23 protein-coding genes are annotated in these 20,998 nt (G+C 62.7%); 7 read left to right on the forward strand and 16 right to left on the reverse strand.

The window, feature by feature from the left end; all coding sequences use genetic code 11:
- The first annotated feature begins 105 nt into the window (after positions 1–105).
- Positions 106–1,992 (forward strand): DEAD/DEAH box helicase, encoded by a 1,887-nt coding sequence (locus tag V3W39_RS19530; RefSeq protein WP_017476487.1) that lies wholly within the window; start codon positions 106–108, stop codon positions 1,990–1,992.
- Positions 1,993–2,153: 161 nt separating this feature from the next.
- Here V3W39_RS19530 and V3W39_RS19535 read toward each other — a convergent pair whose 3' ends face one another.
- Together V3W39_RS19535 and V3W39_RS19540 are read right to left on the reverse strand one after the other, a co-directional pair.
- Complete coding sequence (locus V3W39_RS19535) at positions 2,154–2,750, reverse strand: YceI family protein (RefSeq protein WP_010167625.1); 597 nt, start codon at positions 2,748–2,750, stop codon at positions 2,154–2,156.
- Positions 2,751–2,782: 32 nt separating this feature from the next.
- A complete protein-coding gene (locus tag V3W39_RS19540) occupies positions 2,783–3,334 on the reverse strand; it encodes a cytochrome b (protein ID WP_063026565.1) in 552 nt (183 codons plus the stop codon).
- A gap of 281 nt (positions 3,335–3,615) precedes the next feature.
- Here V3W39_RS19540 and V3W39_RS19545 point away from each other — a divergent pair, with 281 nt between their 5' ends.
- Together V3W39_RS19545 and V3W39_RS19550 are read left to right on the forward strand one after the other, a co-directional pair.
- Positions 3,616–5,022, forward strand: coding sequence for an adenosylmethionine--8-amino-7-oxononanoate transaminase (locus tag V3W39_RS19545; protein ID WP_330213146.1), 1,407 nt, complete (start codon positions 3,616–3,618; stop codon positions 5,020–5,022).
- Positions 5,023–5,113: 91 nt separating this feature from the next.
- Positions 5,114–5,833 (forward strand): 16S rRNA (uracil(1498)-N(3))-methyltransferase, encoded by a 720-nt coding sequence (locus tag V3W39_RS19550; RefSeq protein ID WP_259195589.1) that lies wholly within the window; start codon positions 5,114–5,116, stop codon positions 5,831–5,833.
- A 134-nt stretch (positions 5,834–5,967) separates the two neighbouring features.
- On the opposite strand, the gene V3W39_RS19555 is transcribed toward V3W39_RS19550, so the two are convergent.
- Genes V3W39_RS19555 through V3W39_RS19565 form a run of 3 tightly spaced genes read right to left on the reverse strand, consistent with a single transcriptional unit; the run spans position 5,968 to position 8,499 of the window.
- Positions 5,968–6,846 (reverse strand): transporter substrate-binding domain-containing protein, encoded by an 879-nt coding sequence (locus V3W39_RS19555; RefSeq protein WP_371321477.1) that lies wholly within the window; start codon positions 6,844–6,846, stop codon positions 5,968–5,970.
- A gap of 47 nt (positions 6,847–6,893) precedes the next feature.
- On the reverse strand, positions 6,894–7,247 hold the full coding sequence (locus V3W39_RS19560; RefSeq protein WP_177043132.1) for a RidA family protein: 354 nt from the start codon (positions 7,245–7,247) through the stop codon (positions 6,894–6,896).
- A gap of 10 nt (positions 7,248–7,257) precedes the next feature.
- A complete protein-coding gene (locus V3W39_RS19565) occupies positions 7,258–8,499 on the reverse strand; it encodes a D-amino acid dehydrogenase (protein WP_330213147.1) in 1,242 nt (413 codons plus the stop codon).
- A gap of 108 nt (positions 8,500–8,607) precedes the next feature.
- Between V3W39_RS19565 and V3W39_RS19570 the strand changes: the two genes are divergently transcribed.
- Complete coding sequence (locus V3W39_RS19570) at positions 8,608–9,510, forward strand: LysR family transcriptional regulator (protein ID WP_330213148.1); 903 nt, start codon at positions 8,608–8,610, stop codon at positions 9,508–9,510.
- Here V3W39_RS19570 and trhA read toward each other — a convergent pair.
- Positions 9,505–10,122, reverse strand: a complete 618-nt coding sequence (gene trhA, locus V3W39_RS19575) for a PAQR family membrane homeostasis protein TrhA (protein WP_177043129.1) — start codon at positions 10,120–10,122, stop codon at positions 9,505–9,507. The two genes, V3W39_RS19570 and trhA, sit on opposite strands and share 6 nt — an antisense overlap.
- Before the next feature lie 235 nt (positions 10,123–10,357).
- On the opposite strand from trhA, the gene V3W39_RS19580 reads away from it, so the two are divergent.
- From V3W39_RS19580 to V3W39_RS19590, 3 genes are read left to right on the forward strand one after another with little or no spacing between them, the layout of a single operon-like run.
- Complete coding sequence (locus tag V3W39_RS19580) at positions 10,358–10,924, forward strand: chromate transporter (RefSeq protein ID WP_003216826.1); 567 nt, start codon at positions 10,358–10,360, stop codon at positions 10,922–10,924.
- Complete coding sequence (locus tag V3W39_RS19585; protein WP_177079257.1) at positions 10,924–11,466, forward strand: chromate transporter; 543 nt, start codon at positions 10,924–10,926, stop codon at positions 11,464–11,466. Before V3W39_RS19580 ends, V3W39_RS19585 begins: the two co-directional genes overlap by 1 nt.
- Positions 11,467–11,503: 37 nt before the next feature.
- Positions 11,504–12,418 (forward strand): LysR family transcriptional regulator, encoded by a 915-nt coding sequence (locus V3W39_RS19590; protein ID WP_010167642.1) that lies wholly within the window; start codon positions 11,504–11,506, stop codon positions 12,416–12,418.
- A 102-nt stretch (positions 12,419–12,520) separates the two neighbouring features.
- Here the strand turns inward: V3W39_RS19590 and madM are convergent, their stop codons facing one another.
- The 10 genes from madM to V3W39_RS19640 form a co-directional block, all read right to left on the reverse strand.
- The gene (gene madM / locus V3W39_RS19595; RefSeq protein ID WP_003216820.1) at positions 12,521–13,285 is read right to left on the reverse strand and encodes a malonate transporter subunit MadM; all 765 of its coding nucleotides are present in this window, start codon (positions 13,283–13,285) and stop codon (positions 12,521–12,523) included.
- Position 13,286: 1 nt separating this feature from the next.
- On the reverse strand, positions 13,287–13,700 hold the full coding sequence (madL, locus tag V3W39_RS19600) for a malonate transporter subunit MadL (RefSeq protein WP_010167643.1): 414 nt from the start codon (positions 13,698–13,700) through the stop codon (positions 13,287–13,289).
- A 246-nt stretch (positions 13,701–13,946) separates the two neighbouring features.
- The gene (gene mdcH / locus V3W39_RS19605) at positions 13,947–14,852 is read right to left on the reverse strand and encodes a malonate decarboxylase subunit epsilon (RefSeq protein WP_330213149.1); all 906 of its coding nucleotides are present in this window, start codon (positions 14,850–14,852) and stop codon (positions 13,947–13,949) included.
- Complete coding sequence (locus V3W39_RS19610) at positions 14,849–15,445, reverse strand: malonate decarboxylase holo-ACP synthase (RefSeq protein ID WP_330213150.1); 597 nt, start codon at positions 15,443–15,445, stop codon at positions 14,849–14,851. Before V3W39_RS19610 ends, mdcH begins: the two co-directional genes overlap by 4 nt.
- Positions 15,439–16,215, reverse strand: a complete 777-nt coding sequence (mdcE, locus tag V3W39_RS19615; protein ID WP_177120040.1) for a biotin-independent malonate decarboxylase subunit gamma — start codon at positions 16,213–16,215, stop codon at positions 15,439–15,441. Before mdcE ends, V3W39_RS19610 begins: the two co-directional genes overlap by 7 nt.
- Positions 16,212–17,054, reverse strand: coding sequence for a biotin-independent malonate decarboxylase subunit beta (locus tag V3W39_RS19620; protein WP_259195579.1), 843 nt, complete (start codon positions 17,052–17,054; stop codon positions 16,212–16,214). The genes mdcE and V3W39_RS19620 overlap by 4 nt, the downstream gene beginning before the upstream one ends.
- Complete coding sequence (locus tag V3W39_RS19625) at positions 17,047–17,346, reverse strand: malonate decarboxylase subunit delta (RefSeq protein WP_003216806.1); 300 nt, start codon at positions 17,344–17,346, stop codon at positions 17,047–17,049. The genes V3W39_RS19620 and V3W39_RS19625 overlap by 8 nt, the downstream gene beginning before the upstream one ends.
- Positions 17,346–18,194: a triphosphoribosyl-dephospho-CoA synthase gene (locus V3W39_RS19630; protein ID WP_177120038.1), complete on the reverse strand. Its 849-nt coding sequence runs from the start codon at positions 18,192–18,194 to the stop codon at positions 17,346–17,348. The genes V3W39_RS19625 and V3W39_RS19630 overlap by 1 nt, the downstream gene beginning before the upstream one ends.
- Positions 18,195–19,865, reverse strand: coding sequence for a malonate decarboxylase subunit alpha (gene mdcA, locus V3W39_RS19635; protein WP_169386924.1), 1,671 nt, complete (start codon positions 19,863–19,865; stop codon positions 18,195–18,197).
- 296 nt (positions 19,866–20,161) lie between these two features.
- Positions 20,162–20,488, reverse strand: coding sequence for a DUF6124 family protein (locus tag V3W39_RS19640; protein ID WP_177043121.1), 327 nt, complete (start codon positions 20,486–20,488; stop codon positions 20,162–20,164).
- Positions 20,489–20,998 lie beyond the last annotated feature (510 nt).

Consider the following 20,998-nt stretch of genomic DNA (forward strand, 5'->3'; position numbering starts at 1 on the left):
CCGCCAGCCCCAGCAGGACCGGACGGGATTGCGTTCATCTAAACGCCATTCACGCCAGGCAAGACTATCCCTCTGGGCCAAGCCCTAACTAAAACAGGATTACTCATGTCCTTTGCTTCCCTCGGTCTCTCCGAGGCTTTAGTCCGCGCCATCGAGGCAGCGGGCTATACCGAGCCTACTCCGGTGCAACAGCGGGCCATTCCCGCCGTGTTGCAAGGTCGCGACCTGATGGTTGCGGCTCAGACAGGTACTGGTAAAACCGGCGGTTTCGCCCTTCCGATCCTGGAGCGGTTGTTCCCCAACGGTCACCCGGACAAATCCCAGCGTCATGGCCCGCGCCAACCGCGCGTACTGGTCCTGACCCCTACCCGCGAACTCGCCGCCCAAGTGCATGACAGCTTCAAGCTGTATGCCCGCGACTTGAAGTTCGTCAGTGCCTGCATCTTCGGCGGCGTCGGCATGAACCCACAGGTTCAGGCCATGTCCCGTGGTGTCGACGTACTGGTTGCCTGCCCGGGTCGTTTGCTCGACCTGTGCGGCCAAGGCAGCGTCGATTTGTCCCACGTGGAAATCCTCGTGCTGGACGAAGCCGACCGCATGCTCGACATGGGCTTTGTCCATGACGTGAAAAAGGTCCTCGCGCGCCTGCCGGCCAAACGCCAGAACCTGCTGTTCTCGGCCACGTTCTCCAACGACATCACCGCTTTGGCGGGCAAGTTGTTGCATAACCCCGAGCGCATCGAAGTCACGCCGCCGAACACTACGGTGGAGCGTATCGAGCAGCGCGTGTTCCGCCTGCCCGCTGCCCACAAGCGTTCCCTGCTGGCCCACCTGATCACCGCCGGCGCGTGGGAACAGGTGCTGGTGTTCACCCGTACCAAGCACGGCGCCAACCGCCTGGCGGAGTACCTGGACAAGCACGGCCTCACCGCCGTCGCGATCCACGGCAACAAGAGCCAGAACGCCCGCACCAAAGCCCTGGCCGACTTCAAGGCCGGTGAAGTGCGCATCCTGGTGGCCACCGACATCGCCGCTCGCGGCCTGGACATCGACCAGTTGCCACACGTGGTCAACTTCGAGCTGCCAAACGTCGACGAAGACTACGTGCACCGTATCGGCCGTACTGGCCGTGCCGGTCGTTCGGGCGAGGCCATTTCCCTGGTCGCACCGGACGAAGAAAAACTGCTGAAAAGCATCGAGCGCATGACCAAGCAGAAAATCGCCGACGGCGACCTGATGGGCTTCGACTCCAGCGCTGTTGAGGCCGAGAAGCCTGAAGTGCGCGAGCGTCCGGACGTGCGTAACCCGCGCAACAACCCACGCGGTCCTAAGGGCGATGGCCCGAACGGCGGCGGTGGTGGTGGCGGTCGTAAAGACAAGGGCAAGGACAAGGGCGGCAAGGACAAGGCTGCGACCAATGGCCGTGGCGAACGCCCGGCCCGTGAGCAAAAGCCCCGTGAAGGCACCCCGGCCCGCGAACAGCGCCAGCCGAGCCAGCCGCCACGTGCTGCCGCCGACCGTGCTCCGGACGAGTTCCTGGACGACGACGTGGACAACTTCGGTAACCGCGTTGACTACGTGCCCCAGGCCAAGCCGGCCCAGGGTCGTGGTCGTCGTCCAGGCGCTCCAGCCCAGGGCGCAGGCGCAGGTTCCGCACCACGCACCGGCGGCCAGCCACAAGGTCGCCAGAACGGTCCGCGCAGCAGCAACGGCGCTACCACCGGCACCCCGCCGGCCAAGCGCAGCGGCCCGCGTAACGGTGCACCCCGTGACGGCCAGGCCCGTCGCGAAGAGTCGCGCAACCGTCGCCCGGCCCGTGATGATCAACCTCGTTTGTCGGAGCCAGCGGTGCAAAACCCGCGCGGCGGCCCGGCACCGAAGATCATCCACAAAGAGTCGAAAAGTGATCGCACGCTGACACCTGAGCAGTTGGATCAACTGCCGGGCCGTCCACGTGGTGAAAAGCCGGCGTTGCTGACCCGCAACCGCTGATTTTCAGCGCTGCATAAAAAATGCCCCGGATCGCGAGATCCGGGGCATTTTTCATTGAAGCTTGAAAACTGTAGGAGCCGGCTTGCCGGCGATGACGATCTTGAGAACGTCACATACGGTGCGGCCCTATCGCCGGCAAGCCGGCTCCTACATACGAAGCATTACTTCGCTTTCACACCTTCAAACGTCACGTACAGCTCAACCGTGTTGGACGCTGGGCCCAGGTCCATCTGCTTGCCGAAGTCCTGGCGATTGAAGGAGGTAGTGCCTTCAAAGCCGGCACGGTAGCCGCCCCATGGATCCTTGCCTTCACCCAGGAAGGTGGCCTTGACGACGATCGGCTTGGTTACGCCGTGGAAGGTCAGGTCGCCGGTCACGTCAGCAGTGACTTGGCCAGCGGCATTCTTGCCGGTGGTCTTGACGCTGGTGGAGACGAACTTGGCATCGGCAAATTTGCCAACGTCCAGGAAGTCTTTGCTGGCGATGTGCTTGTCACGTTCGGCGTGGTTGGTGAACACGCTGGCGGTGCGGACGTTGAACTCAATCTTGCTGTCTTCAGGCTTGGCGGCATCGAAGCTGAACTTGCCGTCCAGGTCCTTGAAGGTACCGGTGATGAAGCTGTAGCCCAAGTGGCTGATCTTGAAGTCAACGAAGGCGTGCTGGCCTTCCTTGTCGACAACGTAGTCAGCTGCCATCGCCTGACCGGCAGTCAGCAGAGCAGAACCAATGGCCAGAGCGGCGAGAGTCTTTTTCAACATGCTTTCTATTCCTTGTGAGTCGAGGTTGAACATCAGGCTTTGCGCCCCAGCATACGAACCAGGGTCACATCACGATCAATGAAATGGTGTTTCAACGCTGCCACACCATGGAGGCCGGCGAACACCACCAATACCCAGGCCAGGTACAAATGCACCACGCCTGCAGTGTCTGCCTGGTCCGGTAGCCCGGAAACCAGTGCAGGAATCTCAAACAGGCCAAACACCGGGATCCCGACACCGTCTGCGGTGGAAATCAGGTAACCGGCGATCATCACGGCAAACAGCCCCAGATACAGGAATGCGTGGCCAAACGCAGCCCCCAGGCGTGTCATACGGCTATAGCTGGCAAGCGGTGGCGGCGGCGGGCTGACCAGACGCCAGACGATGCGCACAAGCATGATGGCGAACAGCGTGATGCCGATGCTCTTGTGCAGGTCCGGGGCGTCTTTGCGCCAGGTGCTGTAGTAGTCGAGACCGACCATCCACAGGCCCAACGCGAACAGACCGAACACCACCAGGGCCACGCCCCAGTGCAAAACAATACTGACCCAGCCGTAGCGGGCCGGTGAATTACGTAGTTGCATGTCCCAAATCCCGTAAGAGCTATGGCCAAGACTATCGATTTACCTATCGAATTAAAGCGGAAATTTTCGCTTTGAAATATCGAGAAATACGATCAAGAGCCTATGCACAGTAAGTTAACAAGAGATTAAGGACTATTCCCAAGAAACGTGACAGACCGTCCTGTGTTTACTGCGATTTGCCTTACAAGCATGCAATTGGGTTGTGACACAGCCCTGCATTGCATAGGCTTGCGCGATTGTTTCGCCCGCGCCTGCCGCGAGCCGCTTCGAGGAGAATGAACATGGGTTTGAATAATCAGTGGATGCAACGCGATCTCGCCGTGCTGTGGCATCCCTGCACCCAGATGAAAGACCACCAGCAACTGCCGCTGATCCCGATCAAGCGCGGTGAAGGCGTCTGGCTGGAAGACTTCGAAGGCAAACGCTACCTCGATGCCGTCAGTTCCTGGTGGGTCAACGTGTTTGGCCACGCCAACCCGCGCATCAACCAGCGCATCAAGGACCAGGTGGACCAGCTGGAGCACGTGATCCTCGCCGGCTTCAGCCACCAGCCGGTGATCGAGCTGTCCGAGCGCCTGGTGAAGATGACGCCCGAAGGCCTGACCCGCTGCTTCTACGCCGACAATGGTTCGTCGTGCATCGAAGTCGCGCTGAAGATGAGCTTTCACTATTGGCTCAACCGCGGCCTGCCGAACAAAAAGCGCTTTGTCACCCTGACCAACAGCTACCACGGCGAAACCATCGCCGCGATGTCGGTGGGCGATGTGCCGCTGTTCACCGAAACCTACAAGGCCTTGCTGCTGGACACCATCAAGGTGCCGAGCCCGGACTGCTACCTGCGCCCCGACGGCATGAGCTGGGAAGAACACTCCCGGACCATGTTCCTGGCCATGGAGCAGACCCTCGCCGAAAACCACGACACCGTGGCGGCCGTGATCGTCGAACCGCTGATCCAGGGCGCCGGCGGCATGCGCATGTACCACCCGGTGTACCTCAAGCTGCTGCGCGAGGCCTGCGACCGCTACGGCGTGCACCTGATCCACGACGAAATCGCCGTGGGCTTCGGCCGCACCGGCACGATGTTCGCCTGTGAACAGGCCGGCATCCGCCCGGACTTCCTGTGCCTGTCCAAGGCGCTGACGGGTGGCTACCTGCCGCTCGCCGCCGTGGTCACCACCGACGATGTGTACGACGCCTTCTACGACGACTACCCGACCCTGCGCGCCTTCCTGCATTCCCACAGCTACACCGGCAACCCGCTGGCGTGTGCGGCGGCCCTGGCGACCCTGGATATCTTCGAAGAAGAGAACGTCATCGAGAACAACAAGGCCCTGGCCCGGCGCATGGCGACCGCCACCGCGCACCTGGTGGACCATCCTCACGTGTCTGAGGTGCGCCAGACCGGCATGGTGCTGGCCATCGAGATGGTGCAGGACAAGGCCACCAAGACCGCCTACCCGTGGCAGGAACGCCGTGGCCTGCAGGTGTTTGAACATGCCCTGGAGCGCGGCGCGTTGCTGCGGCCGTTGGGCAGCGTGGTGTACTTCCTGCCGCCGTACGTGATCACCCCGGAGCAGATCGACTTCCTGGCTGAAGTGGCCAGCGAAGGGATCGATATCGCCACCAACAGCAAGGTCAGCGTGGCGGTGCCCAAGGATTTCCACCCGGGGTTTCGTGATCCGGGTTGATTGAGTTCACTTGATTAATCGGGTGCCAAGGCTTGCGTCATCGCGAGCAAGCTCGGCTCCCACAGGTTTTGTATTTCTTCCGAGAACAGAAATGAGACTGTCCCGCTTTTTTGTCGACGCCCCCCTGAGCCTTGGCGACCATGAGTTGCCGGAGGCCCAGGCGCATTACATCAGCCGCGTATTGCGCATGAGCGAAGGCGACGCCGTGCAACTGTTCGACGGCTCCGGCCAGGAGTTTCGCGCCAGCTTGCTGGAAGTCGGTAAAAAACGCGTGGTGGTGCAAGTCATCGAAGCTTTCGCCGGGCAGGTCGAATCGCCGTTGCAGATTCACCTTGGCCAGGGCCTGTCCCGTGGCGAGCGGATGGACTGGGCGATCCAGAAAGCCACCGAGCTGGGAGTGAATGAAATCACCCCGATCTTCAGCGACCGCTGCGAAGTGCGCCTCAAGGACGAACGCGCCGACAAGCGCTTGCAGCACTGGCGCCAGGTGGCGATCAGCGCGTGCGAGCAATGCGGTCGTTCGCGGGTGCCGGTGATTCATCCACCGCTGTTGCTGGCGGATTGGCTGAAACAGGCCGAGGCGGATTTGAAGCTGGTGCTGCACCCGGTGGCCGAGCCGCTGGTGAGCCATGCCAAGCCTGGGAGCCTGGCCTTCCTGATCGGGCCGGAAGGTGGCTTGACCGACGCAGAGGTCGAAACGGCACAAGGGGCGGGTTTCCATTCGGCACGCCTGGGCCCACGTGTGCTGCGTACCGAAACAGCGCCAGTCGTGGCACTGTCGGTAGCCCAGCAATTGTGGGGCGACTTCTAACTAGGCTTTGCAAACCCAATCAAATGTGGGAGCTGGCTTGCCTGCGATAGCGGTGGGTCAGCCATACATTTGTTGCTGATGCACCGCTATCGCAGGCAAGCCAGCTCCCACATTTTGATCGGGCTTCCACTCCACTATTCCACCGGGTCACTCACCGGTTTGGCAATAATCGCCTTCAACTCGCTGGTCATCGGGAACTCCAGGTTCAAGCCCTTGGGCGGAATCGGCTGTTCAAACCAGCGCTGGTAAATCCCGTTGATTTCCCCCGAGCTGTAGAGGCCGGCCAGGGTTTCGTTGACCACCGCGAGAAACTGCGGGTCGTCCTTGCGCACCATGCAGCTGTAGATTTCCCGCGACTGTTCTTCCCCGACCACCACCCACTTGTGCGGGTCCCTGGCCTTGGCGCGCTCGCCGTAGAGCAACGCGTCGTCCATGTAGAACGCCGCCGCCCGGCCCGATTGCAGCATCTGGAAGGCTTCACCATGGTCCTTGGCGCTGATCACTGACATGTTCAGTTTGTGATCAACGTTGTAGCTCTTGAGGAAACGCTCGTTGGTGGTGCCGGCGGTGGTCACCACGTTCTTGCCCCGCAGGTCGGCGAAGCTTTTGATGCCGCTGTCGTTGGCGGTCAGCAACTGGCCCTTCACATAGATAAACCCGTAGGAAAACGCCACCTGCTTCTGCCGCTCGGCGGTCACGCCGGTGGAGCCGCACTCGAGGTCCACCGTTCCGTTTTGCACCAGGGCGATGCGGGTCTGGGAGGTCACTAGGTTGTATTTCACGTTGAGCTTCGGCACCCCGGTTTTCTGCTGGATGCGCTCGACGATCTTGTTCGCCAGTTCCACCGAGTAGCCCATGGGCTTGCCGCTGTGGTCACCGACGTAGGAGAAAGGCACGGAGGCATCGCGGTAGCCGAGGGTGATGCTCTTGGCGTTGGCGATCTTGCTTAGCGTGCCTTCCAGTGGGGCTTCAGAAGCATGGGCCTGAATGCACATCAACAAGGTGAAGCTCATCAACAGGATTTTTTGCATTGTTATTCTCCGTTGGTTTTTCCAGTTGTTTATGGACGGCGGGCAGCAATGACGCTGATCTCAACCAGCACATCGGGCCGGGCCAGTTGTGCCTGCAACGTGGTCCGCGTCGGCGCCTGCCCCGGCGACAGCCAGGCGGACCAGACTTCATTCATCGGCGCAAACCCGTCCTCGATATTGTTCAGGTAGATGGTCGCGTTCAGCAGATGATCCTTGTCACTGCCCGCCTCTGCCAGCAGTGCATCAATCTTGGCCAGCACCTCTTCGGTCTGGGTCTTCACGTCCCGCCCTTCGCCCGGCACCTGGCCGGAAAGGAACACCAGTTCCTGGAAAACCACGGCGCCAGACAGGCGGCTATTACTGTTGATTCGGGTGATGGTCATCGAGGCATCCTCAAGCGGCGCGGGGCGCGAAGCCCTGCATGTCAATGGAAGGGGTGTGCCGGCCGATCAGCTCGGCCAGCACCTGGCCGCTGCCGCAGGCCAGGGTGAAGCCGAGGGCACCGTGGCCAAGGTTAAGCCACAGGTTGCTGCAGGCACTGGCACCAATCAGCGGCACGCCGGTGGGTGTGGCCGGGCGCATGCCGGCCCATTCGACCGCATGCGGGTAGTCACCGGCCAGCGGGAAAGTCTCAAGGGCCTGGCGTTTAATCAGCGCCAGGCGCTTGGGCTCCAGGCGGGTGTCGAAGCCGACGATGTCCACCATCGCCGCCACTCGCAACTGCTCGCCGATGCGCGCGTAGACGATCTTGCGGTCGTAGTCGGTGATGCTGATGCTCGGTGCCCGATGCTGCGCGCCGATCGGCACACTCAGGCTGTAGCCCTTGAGGGGATACAACGGCAACGACATGCCAGGCAAGGCCAGCTCGGGGCTGCGGTGCCCGGCGGCCAGTACCAGGTGTTCGACAGACATCGCCTCATCGCCCATTTCAATCGAGTGCACACGGCCTGCGTGATGATGGATGCGCGTCACCTTGCGCCCCAGCAGGAACGTACAGCGCCCCGACGCTTCCAGCCGCGCCGCCAACTGCTGGCAGAAGGCATGACAGTCGCCCACCTCTTCGTTGGGCGTGTAGATGCCGCCAAAAAAGCTGCCGCCGTCCAGGGTCGGCTCCAGCCGTTCACAGTCCGCCGCCGAGAGCACTTGCTGTTGCAACGGGTCGGTCACTTTATTCAGTGCGCGCTCATAGCTGTCGAGGGTGCGAAAGGTCACCAACTTGCCGTTGCGCCGCCAGTGGAAGTCGCCCAGTTGGTCTTCTTCACGCCAGCGTTGCAGGGTGTTCTGGCTCAGGGACGCCAGACGCAGCAGATGGGCCGCATTGCGCTGGTTCACCGAGCCACGGCAGGCCCCCAGGAATGACGCCATCCAGCGCCACTGGGCCGGGTCCATGCGTGGGCGCAGCTTCAGTGGCGAGTCACCGCGCAGCATCCAGCCGATGGCTTGCAGCGGCACGCCCTTGTCGGCCAGGGGCGCGACATAGCGATAGGACAACTGCCCGCCGTTGGCGAAACTGGTCTCGCTGCCCAGGGTTTCCCGGGCCTCGACCACCGTCACTTGCATACCGGCACGCACCAGGGCGTAGGCACTCGCCAGGCCGATAACCCCACCACCGATGACGCAAACCTGCTGAGCCATGTCTGTTCCTTAACCCTGTGTTGTCTGGGTTGAAGGTTAGGGGCAGGTGACAGCGGCGGGACAATGAATAAAGATGGGTCACCCATAAACAAAGGTTATGGACTGCCCATGCGCTTGCGTCATATCGAAATCTTCCAGGCCATCCGCCAGACCGGCTCCATCAGCGCCGCGGCCCAGCTGCTGCATGTCTCGCAGCCGGCGGTGAGCAAGGTGCTGCAACACGCCGAGTTGCAGTTGGGGTTCCCGCTGTTCCTGCGCATCCGCGGCAAGCTGCAACCGACGCCGGAAGCGTTGGCGCTGGAGCGGGAAGTCGACAAGGTGACCGAGAGCCTGCAAGCCGTGCGGCGCCTGGCGCAAAACCTGCGCCGCGAGCCGGGCCAGAGCCTGCGTATCGGCGCGACGCCGGCGCTGGCCTTATCGTTGCTGCCGCCGGCCATTCGCGAATGGACCCAACGCTACCCGGACATCGCCTGCGAGCTGTCCAGCGCCCACAGCCGCGAGCTGGTGCAAAACCTGTTGATGCGTGAAGTGGATGTGGCGTTGACCCTGCAGCCGCCCGATCACCCGGGGCTGAGCGCCCAGGCGTTGGCCCACGGCGTATTGGTGGCGCTGGCGCCGCTGGGTTACTGGAGGGAAAACGAATTGGGCAAGCCGCTGCCGCTGATGGCTTTGGCGGGCGCGCCGTTGATTGGCCTGTCCAGCGCCGACCCGTTGTCGGCCAAGCTGGACAGCTACCTGGAGGCAGTGGATCCGCCGCCCCAAGTCAGCATCGCGGTACAGACCTATTCACTGGCCAGGGCCATGGTCGAGTCGGGCGCCGGGCTGGCAGTGATCGACCCGTTCACCGCCCTCGGCGCGTCACCGGCCACCACCTGCATTCGCCCGCTGGCGCCGCCGCTGCCCATCACCTTGTATGCGCTGACCCGCGCCGACGAACCGCCGCCACACATGCTGGCGAGCCTGCTGGAGATTTTCGGCAGCCGCGCCCAGGAGCAACTGGACCGGCTATAAAACGTACCCCATGATCGCCACAAAATGCAGCAGGCTGCCGCCGATCACGAACAAATGCCAGATCCCGTGGGAGTGCCGCAGGCGGTCCTCCAGGGCAAAGAAAATAATGCCCACGGTGTACAGCACCCCGCCCGACGCCAGCCAGGCAAACCCGGTAGGCCCCAGCGCAGCAATCAGCGGCTTGACCGCCACCAGCACGATCCAGCCCATCACGGCATAGATCACAATCGACAGGATCCGCGCCTCGGAGCGGGGCTTGATCTCTTGCAGGATGCCGATCACCGCCAGCCCCCACACAATCCCGAACAGCGTCCAACCCCACGGCCCGCGCAGCGTCACCAGGCAAAACGGCGTGTAGCTGCCGGCGATCAGCAGGTAGATCGAAAAGTGATCAACCTTCTGCATGATCGCTTTTTTGCGCCCGCGCACGCTGTGGTACACGGTGGACGCGCTGTACAGCACCAATAGCGTGAAACCGTAAATGGCCACGCTGACAATCTTCCAGGGGCTGCCGTCCATACCGGCCACCACCAACATCCACACTGCGCCAATAAAAGCCGCAACCGCCCCGAGCAAATGGCTCCAGGCGTTGAATCGTTCCCCGTGATACATGTGTCACTCACCTCGAATAACCGTTATCACCCAGACCATTCTGACGTCACCCGGCCAATATCAGGTAACAACCTTTCTTCATTTGCCCAAATGCACACGCCGATGGATGATTCGCTTCATCCTGTGGGAGCTGGCTTGCCGGCGATAGCGGTGGGTCAGCCCTACATCTGCTGCTGATATACCGCTATCGCCGGCAAGCCAGCTCCTACATAAAAGCACCTCATCGGTAATACCCATGCCTGACCTCGAACCTGCCCAGCCTCATCCCAGTCTGTGGCAGTTGTTTTACAACTTCGCCATGGTCGGCCTGTTCGGCTTCGGCGGCGTGATGCCCTGGGCTCGGCAGATGATGGTCGACCGCCGGCAGTGGGTCAGCGAGCAAGGCTTCAACGAGCTGCTGACCACCGGCCAGTTCTTCCCCGGCCCGAACATCGCCAACGTCGGCATCATCTACGGCCGGCGCCTGCACGGCTTGCCGGGTGCGGTTGTGACCGTGGTCGGGCTGTATCTGTTCCCCTCGCTGATCACCGTGCTGGCCGGCTTCGCCTATGCCAAATGGTGGAGCCATGACGTGGTGCAACAGATCTTCGGTGCGGTCATGCCGATCGCCACCGGGCTGATGCTCGGCACCACCTTGCGCCTGCTCAAGGCCATGCCGCGAACCCTGGCAAATTACAGCGCGTTCGTCCTGACCTTCGTGTTGATGGCGGTGCTGGTGCTGCCGTTGTGGATGGTCTTGCTGATTTGCATCCCAAGCTCCCTGGCCTTGAGTTTCATGGGCAAGCAGAAGGTGGCCGGCTGATGCAGAGCGTACTGTTCCACCTGATGATCCAATGCGCGCTGTGGTCGCTGATGGCGATTGGCGGCAACACCGTGGCCCTGAGCGATATCCACCGCTACACCGTCACCGACATGAACTGGATCACCGACGCCCAGTTCGTCGCCTTCTTCGCCTTGTCCCAGGCTTTGCCGGGGCCCAACGGCATGTTCCTGGTATTTATCGGCCAGCAAGCCGCCGGGTTGCCGGGGGCGCTGGTGGCGCTGACCGCCAAGCTGGTGCCCTGCTCGGTGCTGACCTACGTCGGCGCCGGCTGGCTGGAGAAACACACCAACACGCCGTGGGTGCAGCGGGTCAAAGGCAGCCTGTTGCCGATCTCCATCGGGCTGATCCTGGCCGCCAGCTACATCCTGATGAACAGCCTGGAAAACAACGCCACCAGCCTGGTACTGACCCTCGCCAGCGCCGCCGTGGTGTATTACACGCGGCTCAATGCGATCTGGCTGATCATCCTCGGCGTGGTGTTGGGCCTGTGCAGTGCATGGCTGGGAGTGAACTGGTTTTAGGGGCACAATCGACGGCATTCGAACAAGAGTCACGGCCATGCTGATCGACGAAGAATTCACCCTCAAGAAACTGGAGATCTTCCTGGCGTTCATGCGCACCGGCAACCTGGCGCGGGCGGCGGCTGAATTGCAGACCAGCAACGTCAGCGTGCACCGGGCGATCCACTCCCTGGAAAACGCCCTGCGCTGCCCGCTGTTCAAGCACGAAGGGCGCAACCTCACGCCACTGGAAAGCGCCTATGTGCTGGAAGAGCGCGCGCAGAAGCTGGTGCAGGATGTGGTGGACAGCGTGCGGGTGACCCGCGAGGCCGCCGGTTTCTCCGCCGAGCGCTTCAAGCTGGGCTCGCTGTACTCGTTGACGGTGAAGACCGTGCCGCAGCTGATCATGGGCCTGAAGATCCGCCGCAGCGAACTCAATATCGACCTGATCCTCGGCTCCAATTTCGACTTGCTGTACAAGCTGAAGAACATGGAAGTCGACGCGATTCTGATCTCCCTCGACGAGCACGCCAACGACCCGGACTGCGAGCAGATCGCCCTGTTCTCCGACGATATCTTCCTCGCCACCCCGGCGGATTCACCTTTCGACCGCGAACAGGAAATCGACCTGGCGGACGTGCGCGACGCCACCTTCATCACCCTCACCCAAGGCTTCGCCACCCATCAGGACGGCAACCGCGTGTTCAAGCAGGCAGGGTTCGAGCCGAAAGTGGCGATGCAGGTCAACGACATCTTCACCCTGCTGAGCATGGTCAGCTCGGGCGTGGGGTATGCGCTGCTGCCGGGACGGATTGCGGCGGTGTACGAGAACCGGGTAAAGCTGATTCCCCTGCAACCGCGCTACCGCTTGCAGCAGCACATTGGCGTGGTGTTTCTGAAAGCCAAGGAGCGCGACCCGAACTTGCTCGCGCTGTTGGCAGAGTGCCGGATGTACGCAAATCGCCAGGCTTGAGACCGCTATCGCGGGCAAGCCCGGCTCCCACAGTTGACCGAGTTGCCTGGGAGTACTCGGTCAACTGTAGGAGCTGGCTTGCCTGCGATGAGGCCATTGGATCTAGCCGACAATCCCGCGCACGATGAAGTAGAGCACCGACGGCCCCAACAGGCACCCAAGCCCGGTGTGGAAGGTGGCGGTCAACGCGCCATACGGCACCAACCGCCGGTCCGTCGCCGCCAGGCCCGCCGTCACGCCGCTCACCGTGCCGGCCAGACCACCAAACACCATGGCCGAGCGCGGGTTATCCAGGCCCATCCAGCGTGCCGCCATGGGCGTGCCGACCATCACCAGGATCGCCTTGATCAAGCCGGTGGCAATGGACAACGCCACCACATCCGAGCTTGCACCCAACGCCGCCCCGGTCACCGGCCCGACGATGTAAGTCACCGCGCCCGCACCGATGGTGGTCATGCTGATCGCATCGCGATAACCAAATGCCCAGGCGATACTCGCGCCCACAATGAACGGCAACACCGTGCCCAACAGCAGCGCAATCGCCCCGATCAGGCCGGCCTTGCGCGCCTCGGTGGCCTGCACTTCAAACGCCGTAGCCACAATGGCAAAGTCCCGCAGCATGGCACCGCCCATCAACCCGATCCCGGAAAACAGCGCCACGTCCGCCAGGCCTTTCTGCCCACCGGTGAGCGTACCGCCGACCCACGCCAGCACCAGCCCGATCACAATCGCGATGGCCGACCCATGGATGCGTCCGAACGTCAGGCGCTTGGACAACACCACCGAAATCCACATCACCACACCAACAAATGCAAACGCCGTCACCAGCCCGTTATTGGCCAGGCCTTTCTCAATGAGTTCCCACATATCAGCGACCTCCCGCGACAGGTGCAGCCGCAATCAGCGGCTCTTCATCGGGCAACGGTTCGCCCTTGTGCGTACGGCTGATCAAGGCAATCGTGCAACCGCACACCACCACCGAACCAATCGCCGCCAGCACCGCCACCGGGCCGCCGTGCAGTGCGGTCACCACGTTTTGCTGGGCCGCCATCGCCACCACCACCGGGATGTACATGGCACCCCAGAAGCCCACGCCCATCTCGCATTCCTTGGTCATGCCGCCGTGCCTGTGCATCCACAGCCGGGCGCAGATCAGCAGGATCATCGCGATCCCCACCCCGCCCACGTTGGATTTGACGCCTAGCAGAACGCCGAGCATGTCTCCCAGAATCACGCCTGCCAACATGCAGATCGCCAGCAACGCCACACCGTAAATAATCATGATGGTTGTCCTCAAAGTGCTTCATCGAAATTGTTGTTTTTGTGCTTCGAAAGCCTTGGGCGGCAATGCCGATCCGATAAAGATGAATACCGTACCTGTGGCGAGGGAGCTTGCTCCCGTTGGGCTGCGTAGCGGCCCTGAAATCCTGGGAGCGCTGCGCACTCCAACGGGAGCAAGCTCCCTCGCCACAGGTCATTGGTGACCCGCTCTATCTCTTGACCGACCAGCATCAGCCTTGGTGGAGCTCTATCGGTGATGGTTTCCCTCCTCTCGCAGCAAGGCCTGCAAGGTGTCCAGGCGGGCGCCTTCGAAGGCGATGACGGTGCCTTGCTCGAACACCCGGCGTGCCAGGCCCGTGAGCACGGCGCCGGGAGGCAGTTCGATGTGCAGGCGCACCCCACGCTCGTAGGCGCTTTGCACGGTGCCGCGCCAGTCGACGATGCGGCACATGTTGAAAGCCAGGTCGTCCCGCAGGTGTTCGGTGTTGTGGATCGGCCGGGCGCGGGTGCTGCTCAGGTAGGTAATGGCCGGCGTTTTCAGCGTCACTTGGGCGAATGCTTCGGCCAGGGCCTCGGCGGGTTTTTCCAGCAGCGCGCAATGGGACGGCACGCTGACGGCCAAGCGTTTGGCGACGCCATTGCCGCGCACCAGAATGGCAACTGCTTTCATCGCTTCGTCGCTGCCGGCAATGACCGTCTGGTTGTCGGCATTGATATTGGCCAGGTACACCGGGGTTTGCGGGCTGTGGACCTGGGCGAGCAAGGCTTCGACGGTGGACAGGTCCGGGCCGATAAGGGCGGTCATGCCATAGCCGTGGGGATACGCCTGTTGCATCAATTCGCCGCGCAGGCCGACGAGTTTCAGCGCGTCGGCAAAGTCCAGTGAGCCGGCAATCACGGCGGCCGGATAGGCGCCGATGGACAGGCCGGCTACGTAATCGGGTGTGTGTTCCAGCAAGCGTGCACTGGCGACGCCGGCAATCAACAAGCAGAGCTGCACGGCGCGGGTCGAAGCCAGCGCTTCGGCGGAATCAAGCTTCAACACGTCCTCGTTCAAGGCTGCACTGGCTTCGTCCAGCACCGCGCGCGGCAGCTGCTGGAGCATGCCCGCACGCTGGGCGCCCTGCCCCGGGAACGCCAGGAGGCTGCTCATGCCACGGCCTGCCATGGGTCGATCACCAACTGCGCGCCGCTGGCATTTTTCAGCAGTACGCGACGTGAACCACCGGCCCACTCACGCAAGGCGACCGCGCCAAAAGGCGTTTGCAGTTGCAGGTCCACGGCGCACACCGCGGTGTCCAGTATCGCCAGCAGGTCCTCTGCATCACCGCGATCAAGCGGCTCGGGCGTGCGCAAAATCAAATCCAGGTCACTCTTGGCGTGCAGCGCTTCAATACCGCTGGCCAGCTCGAAACCCGCGCTGCCGGTGACGCCCCAGCTCTCCTTCGCCAACACCGGGCGCAGTTGAGCGAGGGCCTGCAACGCCGGCAAATCCCGTGGCGAAATCACGCCGCGCAGGTCTTCCGGCACCACGCATCGTTGCACGGCTGTCATCGGCATCACGGCGGCGAAGCGCTGCTCGCGCAAGCGCCCGCGTACACCCACCGCCACCTGGCCCGGCGGCGCCATGGCACGCCGTACCACCACCGGATGCCCGGCGGCCAACGCTTCCAGCACCCAGGCCGGCGCATCGGCGGGCGCATGCGCCGGGGTCATGCCCCAGAGCAAGTCGTGAGCGTTCACCATTGCTCCCGCAGCAGTTGGCGCACGTGGCTGGAAGCCGCACGATTGGTGGCGCCCAGGCGACCGCTCAGGTCACGGCCGCCCGCCTGCACATCCTTGATCGCGTGCACCAGGCAATCGCTGACTCGCGCTACATCTTCAGGAGTGGGCTGCTCGATCTGGCTGACCGACAAGGTCTCCCAGAGCAAACCGAGGCTGGCATAGCTGTCGATGTCATAGGCCATTGGCGGCACGCTGGCGGCCAGGGCTTCCAGCTCTTCGACACTGCGCAGGGTCACCCGCGCCGCCGAGGCCTTGCCCATGGCATGCACCATTACGCCGGGGTCGCGCAGGGCAATCAGGCGATTGGCCTGGTAACCATGGGCGAGGAACGCGCCGGACATCGCCTTGCCCACCAGCAGCGCGATCACCGGGTGACCGGCCAGGCGGGCACGGGCATAGCTGTCGGCGGCGGCGGCCAGGGCTTGATGGATGCCCAGGGCTTCTTCGCGACGCCCATAGGCCTGGCTCGGCACATCGACGATGGCAATCAGCGGGCGCTTGTCGCCCGTATTGATCGCTTCATCAACCGCCTTGGCCAAGCCCCAGCCTTCGAGCAAACCAACTTCACCATTGCGCGCGCGGGGGAAGCGGTTTTCCGGGTCCGTGACTACCGCGATAAACCGCACGGGTTGATCACCGAGTACACCGTCAGCGACTTTCAGCGAGTTCGGCAAACCGCTCACCGGCGTAGCATCGCCGCTCAATGCGTTGAACCACTGCAAACCTCTCATGAGCGTTCTCCCTGATACAGATCGCGAACCGTCGCCGGGTCGATTTGCGGTTCGGCGTTCAGTGCAGCCAGGCGTTCCAGATAATGTTCGACCTGACGGCTGCGCTGTTTTTCCGGCAAGCCTTGATGCAGCAGTTCAGTGACTTGCTGCTGAATCTGCGCCACATCGTCGGCCACATAACGGTCGGCCAAGTCGCTGTTAAAGCGCTGTTCACCGCCGGTCAGGCTCCAGATGAAGGGCCGGTCGCGGGAGTCGTATTCCTCAAGCCCGGCTTCCTGCTCGATCACCTGCGGGCCGTTCAAACCCAGGCGTGCCTCGCGGGTCACCAGCAGATAACTGCACAAGCCCGCCGCGATGGACATGCCACCAAAACAACCGACGCTGCCCGCCACCACGCCGATCACCGGCTGGTACTGGCGCAGGTCGACAATCGCGGCGTGGATATCGGCAATCGCGGCCAGGCCGAGGTTGGCTTCCTGCAAACGCACGCCGCCGGTTTCCAGCAGCAGGATGGCACGGGTCGGGATGCCGTTGCGGTTGTCTTCAGCGGCCAGTTCCAGTGCGCCGGCCATCTTTGCGCCGCCGACTTCACCGAGGCTGCCGCCCTGGAAATTGCCTTCGATAGCCGCGATCACCACCGGCAAACCGGCGATGCTGCCCTTGGCGATCACCACGCCGTCGTCGGCCTGAGGCACCACGCCCTGGCGGCTCAGCCAGGGCGACATGACACGCTGAAACGGATCGATCAATTCGCGATAGCTGCCCGCGTCGAGCAAAGCCTTGGCCCGCTGCCGGGCGCCGAGTTCGACGAAGCTGTGGGTGTTGAGCAAGTCAGTCATGACCGATCTCCTCGAAGCCTTGTTCCAGGCGCAGGCGCACCACGCCGGGGGTGGCGCCGAAGTCGTGGATATCGATGTTCAGTGCGGGCGGCGTCTGTTCCTGGAAGATCCGTTCAAACAGGTGCTGCCAACGCAGCTGCGCACCATTGACCGAGGTCTGCACCTGGATGGTCAGGGTGCCGGCAGTGCCCGGTTCCAGCAGCACTTCCAGGTCGCCGGAGCCGACGCAACCCACCAGCGCACGGCCCTTGGCGGGCTGCCCGGCGGGGAATTCAAAGGATAAGGTTTCCATCACAGCGCTCCGTCGAGGCGGTCGATAAACAGGCAGGCGGCCAACAGGTCGGCGGCGCCACCGGGGGAGGCATTCAGCGCCAGCAGTTGCTGGTCCAGCTCGTGCAGTTGGCGGCGCCCGGCGAGGCTTGCGCTGCCACCGGCGTCCAGCACCGCTTGGGCGCCTTGTTGCATGGCCTGCAAGCCTTCGGGGCCGGCGCGGTAGAGCACGCAGGTATCGGCCAGGTCGGTCATGATCGCCAGCAAGGCATCAAGGCGAGCGTTCTGTTCGCCGTGTTGGTGCAGGCGGCTTTTTTTCAGTTGCGGCAGGCCGCGTTGCAGCACCGATGGGAAGCCCAATTGCGCTTCTTCGCGGGCACCGCGAGCGCCGTAGCGTTGTGCGACCTGGGCGCCGTGGCTCAGTGGTTGTGGTGCGTAGCGGTCGTTGAGCAAGGCCAGGCGGGCAGCGCGTAACGTCACGGCGTTGGCACTGCTGGACTCGGGTTGCAGGGCGACGGCGGCGACCAACAAGCCGAGCGCCCAGATCGCACCGCGGTGGGTATTCACGCCGTTGGTGGTGACGAGCATCGCCTGTTCGCCTTCGCGACCGATGCGCCCGAGGGCTTCGCGCAAGGGCAAACCAACTTCGCCAAATTCGATAGCGGCCTCGGCCATTTCCTTGAACGCCGGCCACAGCGACAGGGCCGATGCGTGCATCAGGCCGAGGTGCAAATCGGTATGGGCGCCGTTGCCGCGACGGTCGACCAGTGCAGGTTTGGGTGACAGGTCGGCTTCATCGATCAGCGCATCGACGGCCATGTCGGCCAGGCGTTCCGCCAGGGTCAGGTCGTGCAGTTTAAGTGCGTGCATTTACCAGCTCCTGAACTTGGCGGGCGGGTTGTACAAACCACCGGACCACGCCACCAGATCGGCCACGCTCTTGGCGGCCAGCAGCTCACGGGTGGCGTCGGTGCGGCGGATGCCGAGGTCTTCGGGCAGCGCGATCAGGCCTTCGCGGCGCATGCGCGCGGTGTCCTTGGGGTTGTGGCGCATGCCGATGGCAGTCACCCCGGCCACGGCGGCGATCATCGCCTGGCGCTCTTCCAGGGAACGCGCCTTGTACAGGTAGGCGATGCCTTCTTCGGTGAGCAGGTGGGTGACGTCGTCGCCGTAGATCATGATCGGTGCCAGGGGCATGCCGCTTTTGCGTGCTACTTCCACCGCGTCGAGGGTTTCGACGAAGGTCGGTTTGCCGCCTTCCTGGAAGGTCTCGACCATTTGCACCACGAGCTTTTTGCCGCGTTCGAGCAAGGCTTCCGGGGCGTCGTCGTGGCGCATGTCGAGCCAGGCGGGTGTGCCATGGCGGCGACCGCGCGGGTCGTGGCCCATGTTCGGCGCACCACCAAAACCGGCGAGGCGGCCACGGGTGACGGTGGAGGAATGGCCGTCGCCGTCGACCTGCAAGGTAGCACCGATAAACAGGTCCACCGCGTATTGGCCGGCCAGTTGGCAGAACATTCGGTTGGAACGCAGCGAGCCGTCGCGGCCGGTGAAGAACACATCCGGCCGGGCGGCGATGTAGTTCTCCATGCCCAGTTCGGTGCCGAAGCAATGCACGCTTTCGACCCAGCCGCTTTCGATGGCCGGGATCAGGGTTGGGTGCGGGTTGAGGGTCCAGTTGCGGCAGATCTTGCCCTTCAAACCCAGGGATTCGCCGTAGGTTGGCAGGATCAATTCAATCGCGGCGGTGTTGAACCCGATGCCGTGGTTCAGGGACTGGACGTTGTGTTTTTCGTAGATGCCACGGATCGCCATCATCGCCATCAACACATGCACCGGCTTGATGTGCCGTGGGTCGCGGGTAAACAGCGGTTCGATGTAGAAGGGCTTGTCGGCGACCACCACGAAGTCGACCCAGCTCGCGGGGATGTCGACGCGGGGCAGGTCGGTGACGTCATCCACCAACTGGTTGACCTGGACGATGACGATGCCATCGCTGAAGGCCGCCGGCTCAATCAGCGCGGGCGTGTCTTCGGTGCTCGGGCCGGTGTAGATATTGCCGGCGCGGTCGGCCATGAAACCGGCGGACAGGACCACGTTGGGAATCAGGTCCACCACCAGCCGCGCATAGAGTTCGATGTAGGTGTGGATCGCGCCGATTTCCAGCAGGCCGTCTTCCAGTAACTGGCTGATGCGCAGGGATTGGGTGCCGGCGAAGGAGAAATCCAGCTTGCGGGCGATGCCCTTTTCAAACAGGTCCAGGTGCTCGGAACGGCCGACGCTGGGCATGATCATGTGCAGGTCGTGGAGCTTGGCGGGGTCGGTCTTCGCCAGGGAGCGGGAGAGAAAATCGGCCTGCTTCTGGTTGTTGCCTTCCAGCACCACACGGTCGCCGGGGAGGATCAGGGCTTCCAGGGCTTCGACGATGCGGTCGCTGGGGAGCACGGCGCCATCGGCGAAGGATCGCACTAACGCTAATCGGCGCTGCTTCTCGTCGCGCCGCCGCGTCCAGCGCGAGTCGGGGGAAGTTGTTGTTGTCATGGTCGCTCCACGGGATGTGCTGTCGTGGGCTGTACCTTAGGAGGGTATTGGGGGGGCATCAATCAAGCTGGGCGGTGGATCGTTACGATTGGAGTAATGGTTCATCAGCAAACGCGGGATTGGGACCCACCGAGATCAAATGTGGGAGCTGGCTTGCCTGCGATGGCATCACCGCGGTGTACCTGGAAGACCGAGTTGCCTGCATCGCAGGCAAGCCAGCTCCCACATTTTGATAGGTGGTGCTGGCGAGAGTCCCAGAATGGGAACGATGGGTCCCTTTTTGGGAACGATCAAGTTTAGGCGGCGGAAGTGGGGGCGACCTGCTCCAGCGCCTGATCCACCAACAACTGCCCCAACTCACTCATCTGTTGAATGGCCAGCACCACGCCGCGCTGGGAGCCTTCCAATTCAAAGGCCAGGTTGGAGGTCAACGCGTTGAGTGAGGCAAAGGTTTCAGAGGCGTTGGCCAGCAAGGCTTCAGTGGACTGAGAGGGAGAGACGGTAAAAAGTGAGGATGAAGCAGAAGTCGGAAAGTAATGATCCATGGCACGCTCGGCGGCAGCCTGGAGTTTGCGGCGTTCGATTTCGGCGTTGTGGGGCGGATTGGGGGTAGGTTTGAACATGATGAAACTCCTAAACAGATGAGTAAGGAGCGCCACCGTTCGCTTGCACGCGAATGAGGGTGGCGACCGTGCGCAGGTGTGCAAGACCGGGCCTGTTTAGGACACCCAGCAGGTCCGAAGACCTCCTGCGCGCAGCCGCCATAAAGCAGCGAGCACAAAAAACGCCCGTTGGATGGCTGGGCGTTTGTACGCCTAAACAGTTTCGTCGGACTTGCACGTCCGTGTCACCGTTTTTTGCGATGACGGACGAAGACTAGGCGCGATCGCAGGGCACAACAAGTTCATGCACAGCGCGAGAGGTTGAAGGAAAAATCCGAAGGTAGTGATAAACAATGTGGCGAGGGAGCTTGCTCCCGCTGGGCTGCGCAGCAGCCCCAATAAGAGCGCTGCATTCCTCCAGGTAGTACACGGTTGCAGATTTTGGGGCCGCTTCGCAGCCCAGCGGGAGCAAGCTCCCTCGCCACAGGGGGTCATCGTTGGGTTTGGGGAATGGGCCGTTCAGGCCAATCC

Source organism: Pseudomonas sp. Z18(2022), assembly GCF_036346535.1.
GTDB lineage: Bacteria > Pseudomonadota > Gammaproteobacteria > Pseudomonadales > Pseudomonadaceae > Aquipseudomonas > Aquipseudomonas yamanorum_A.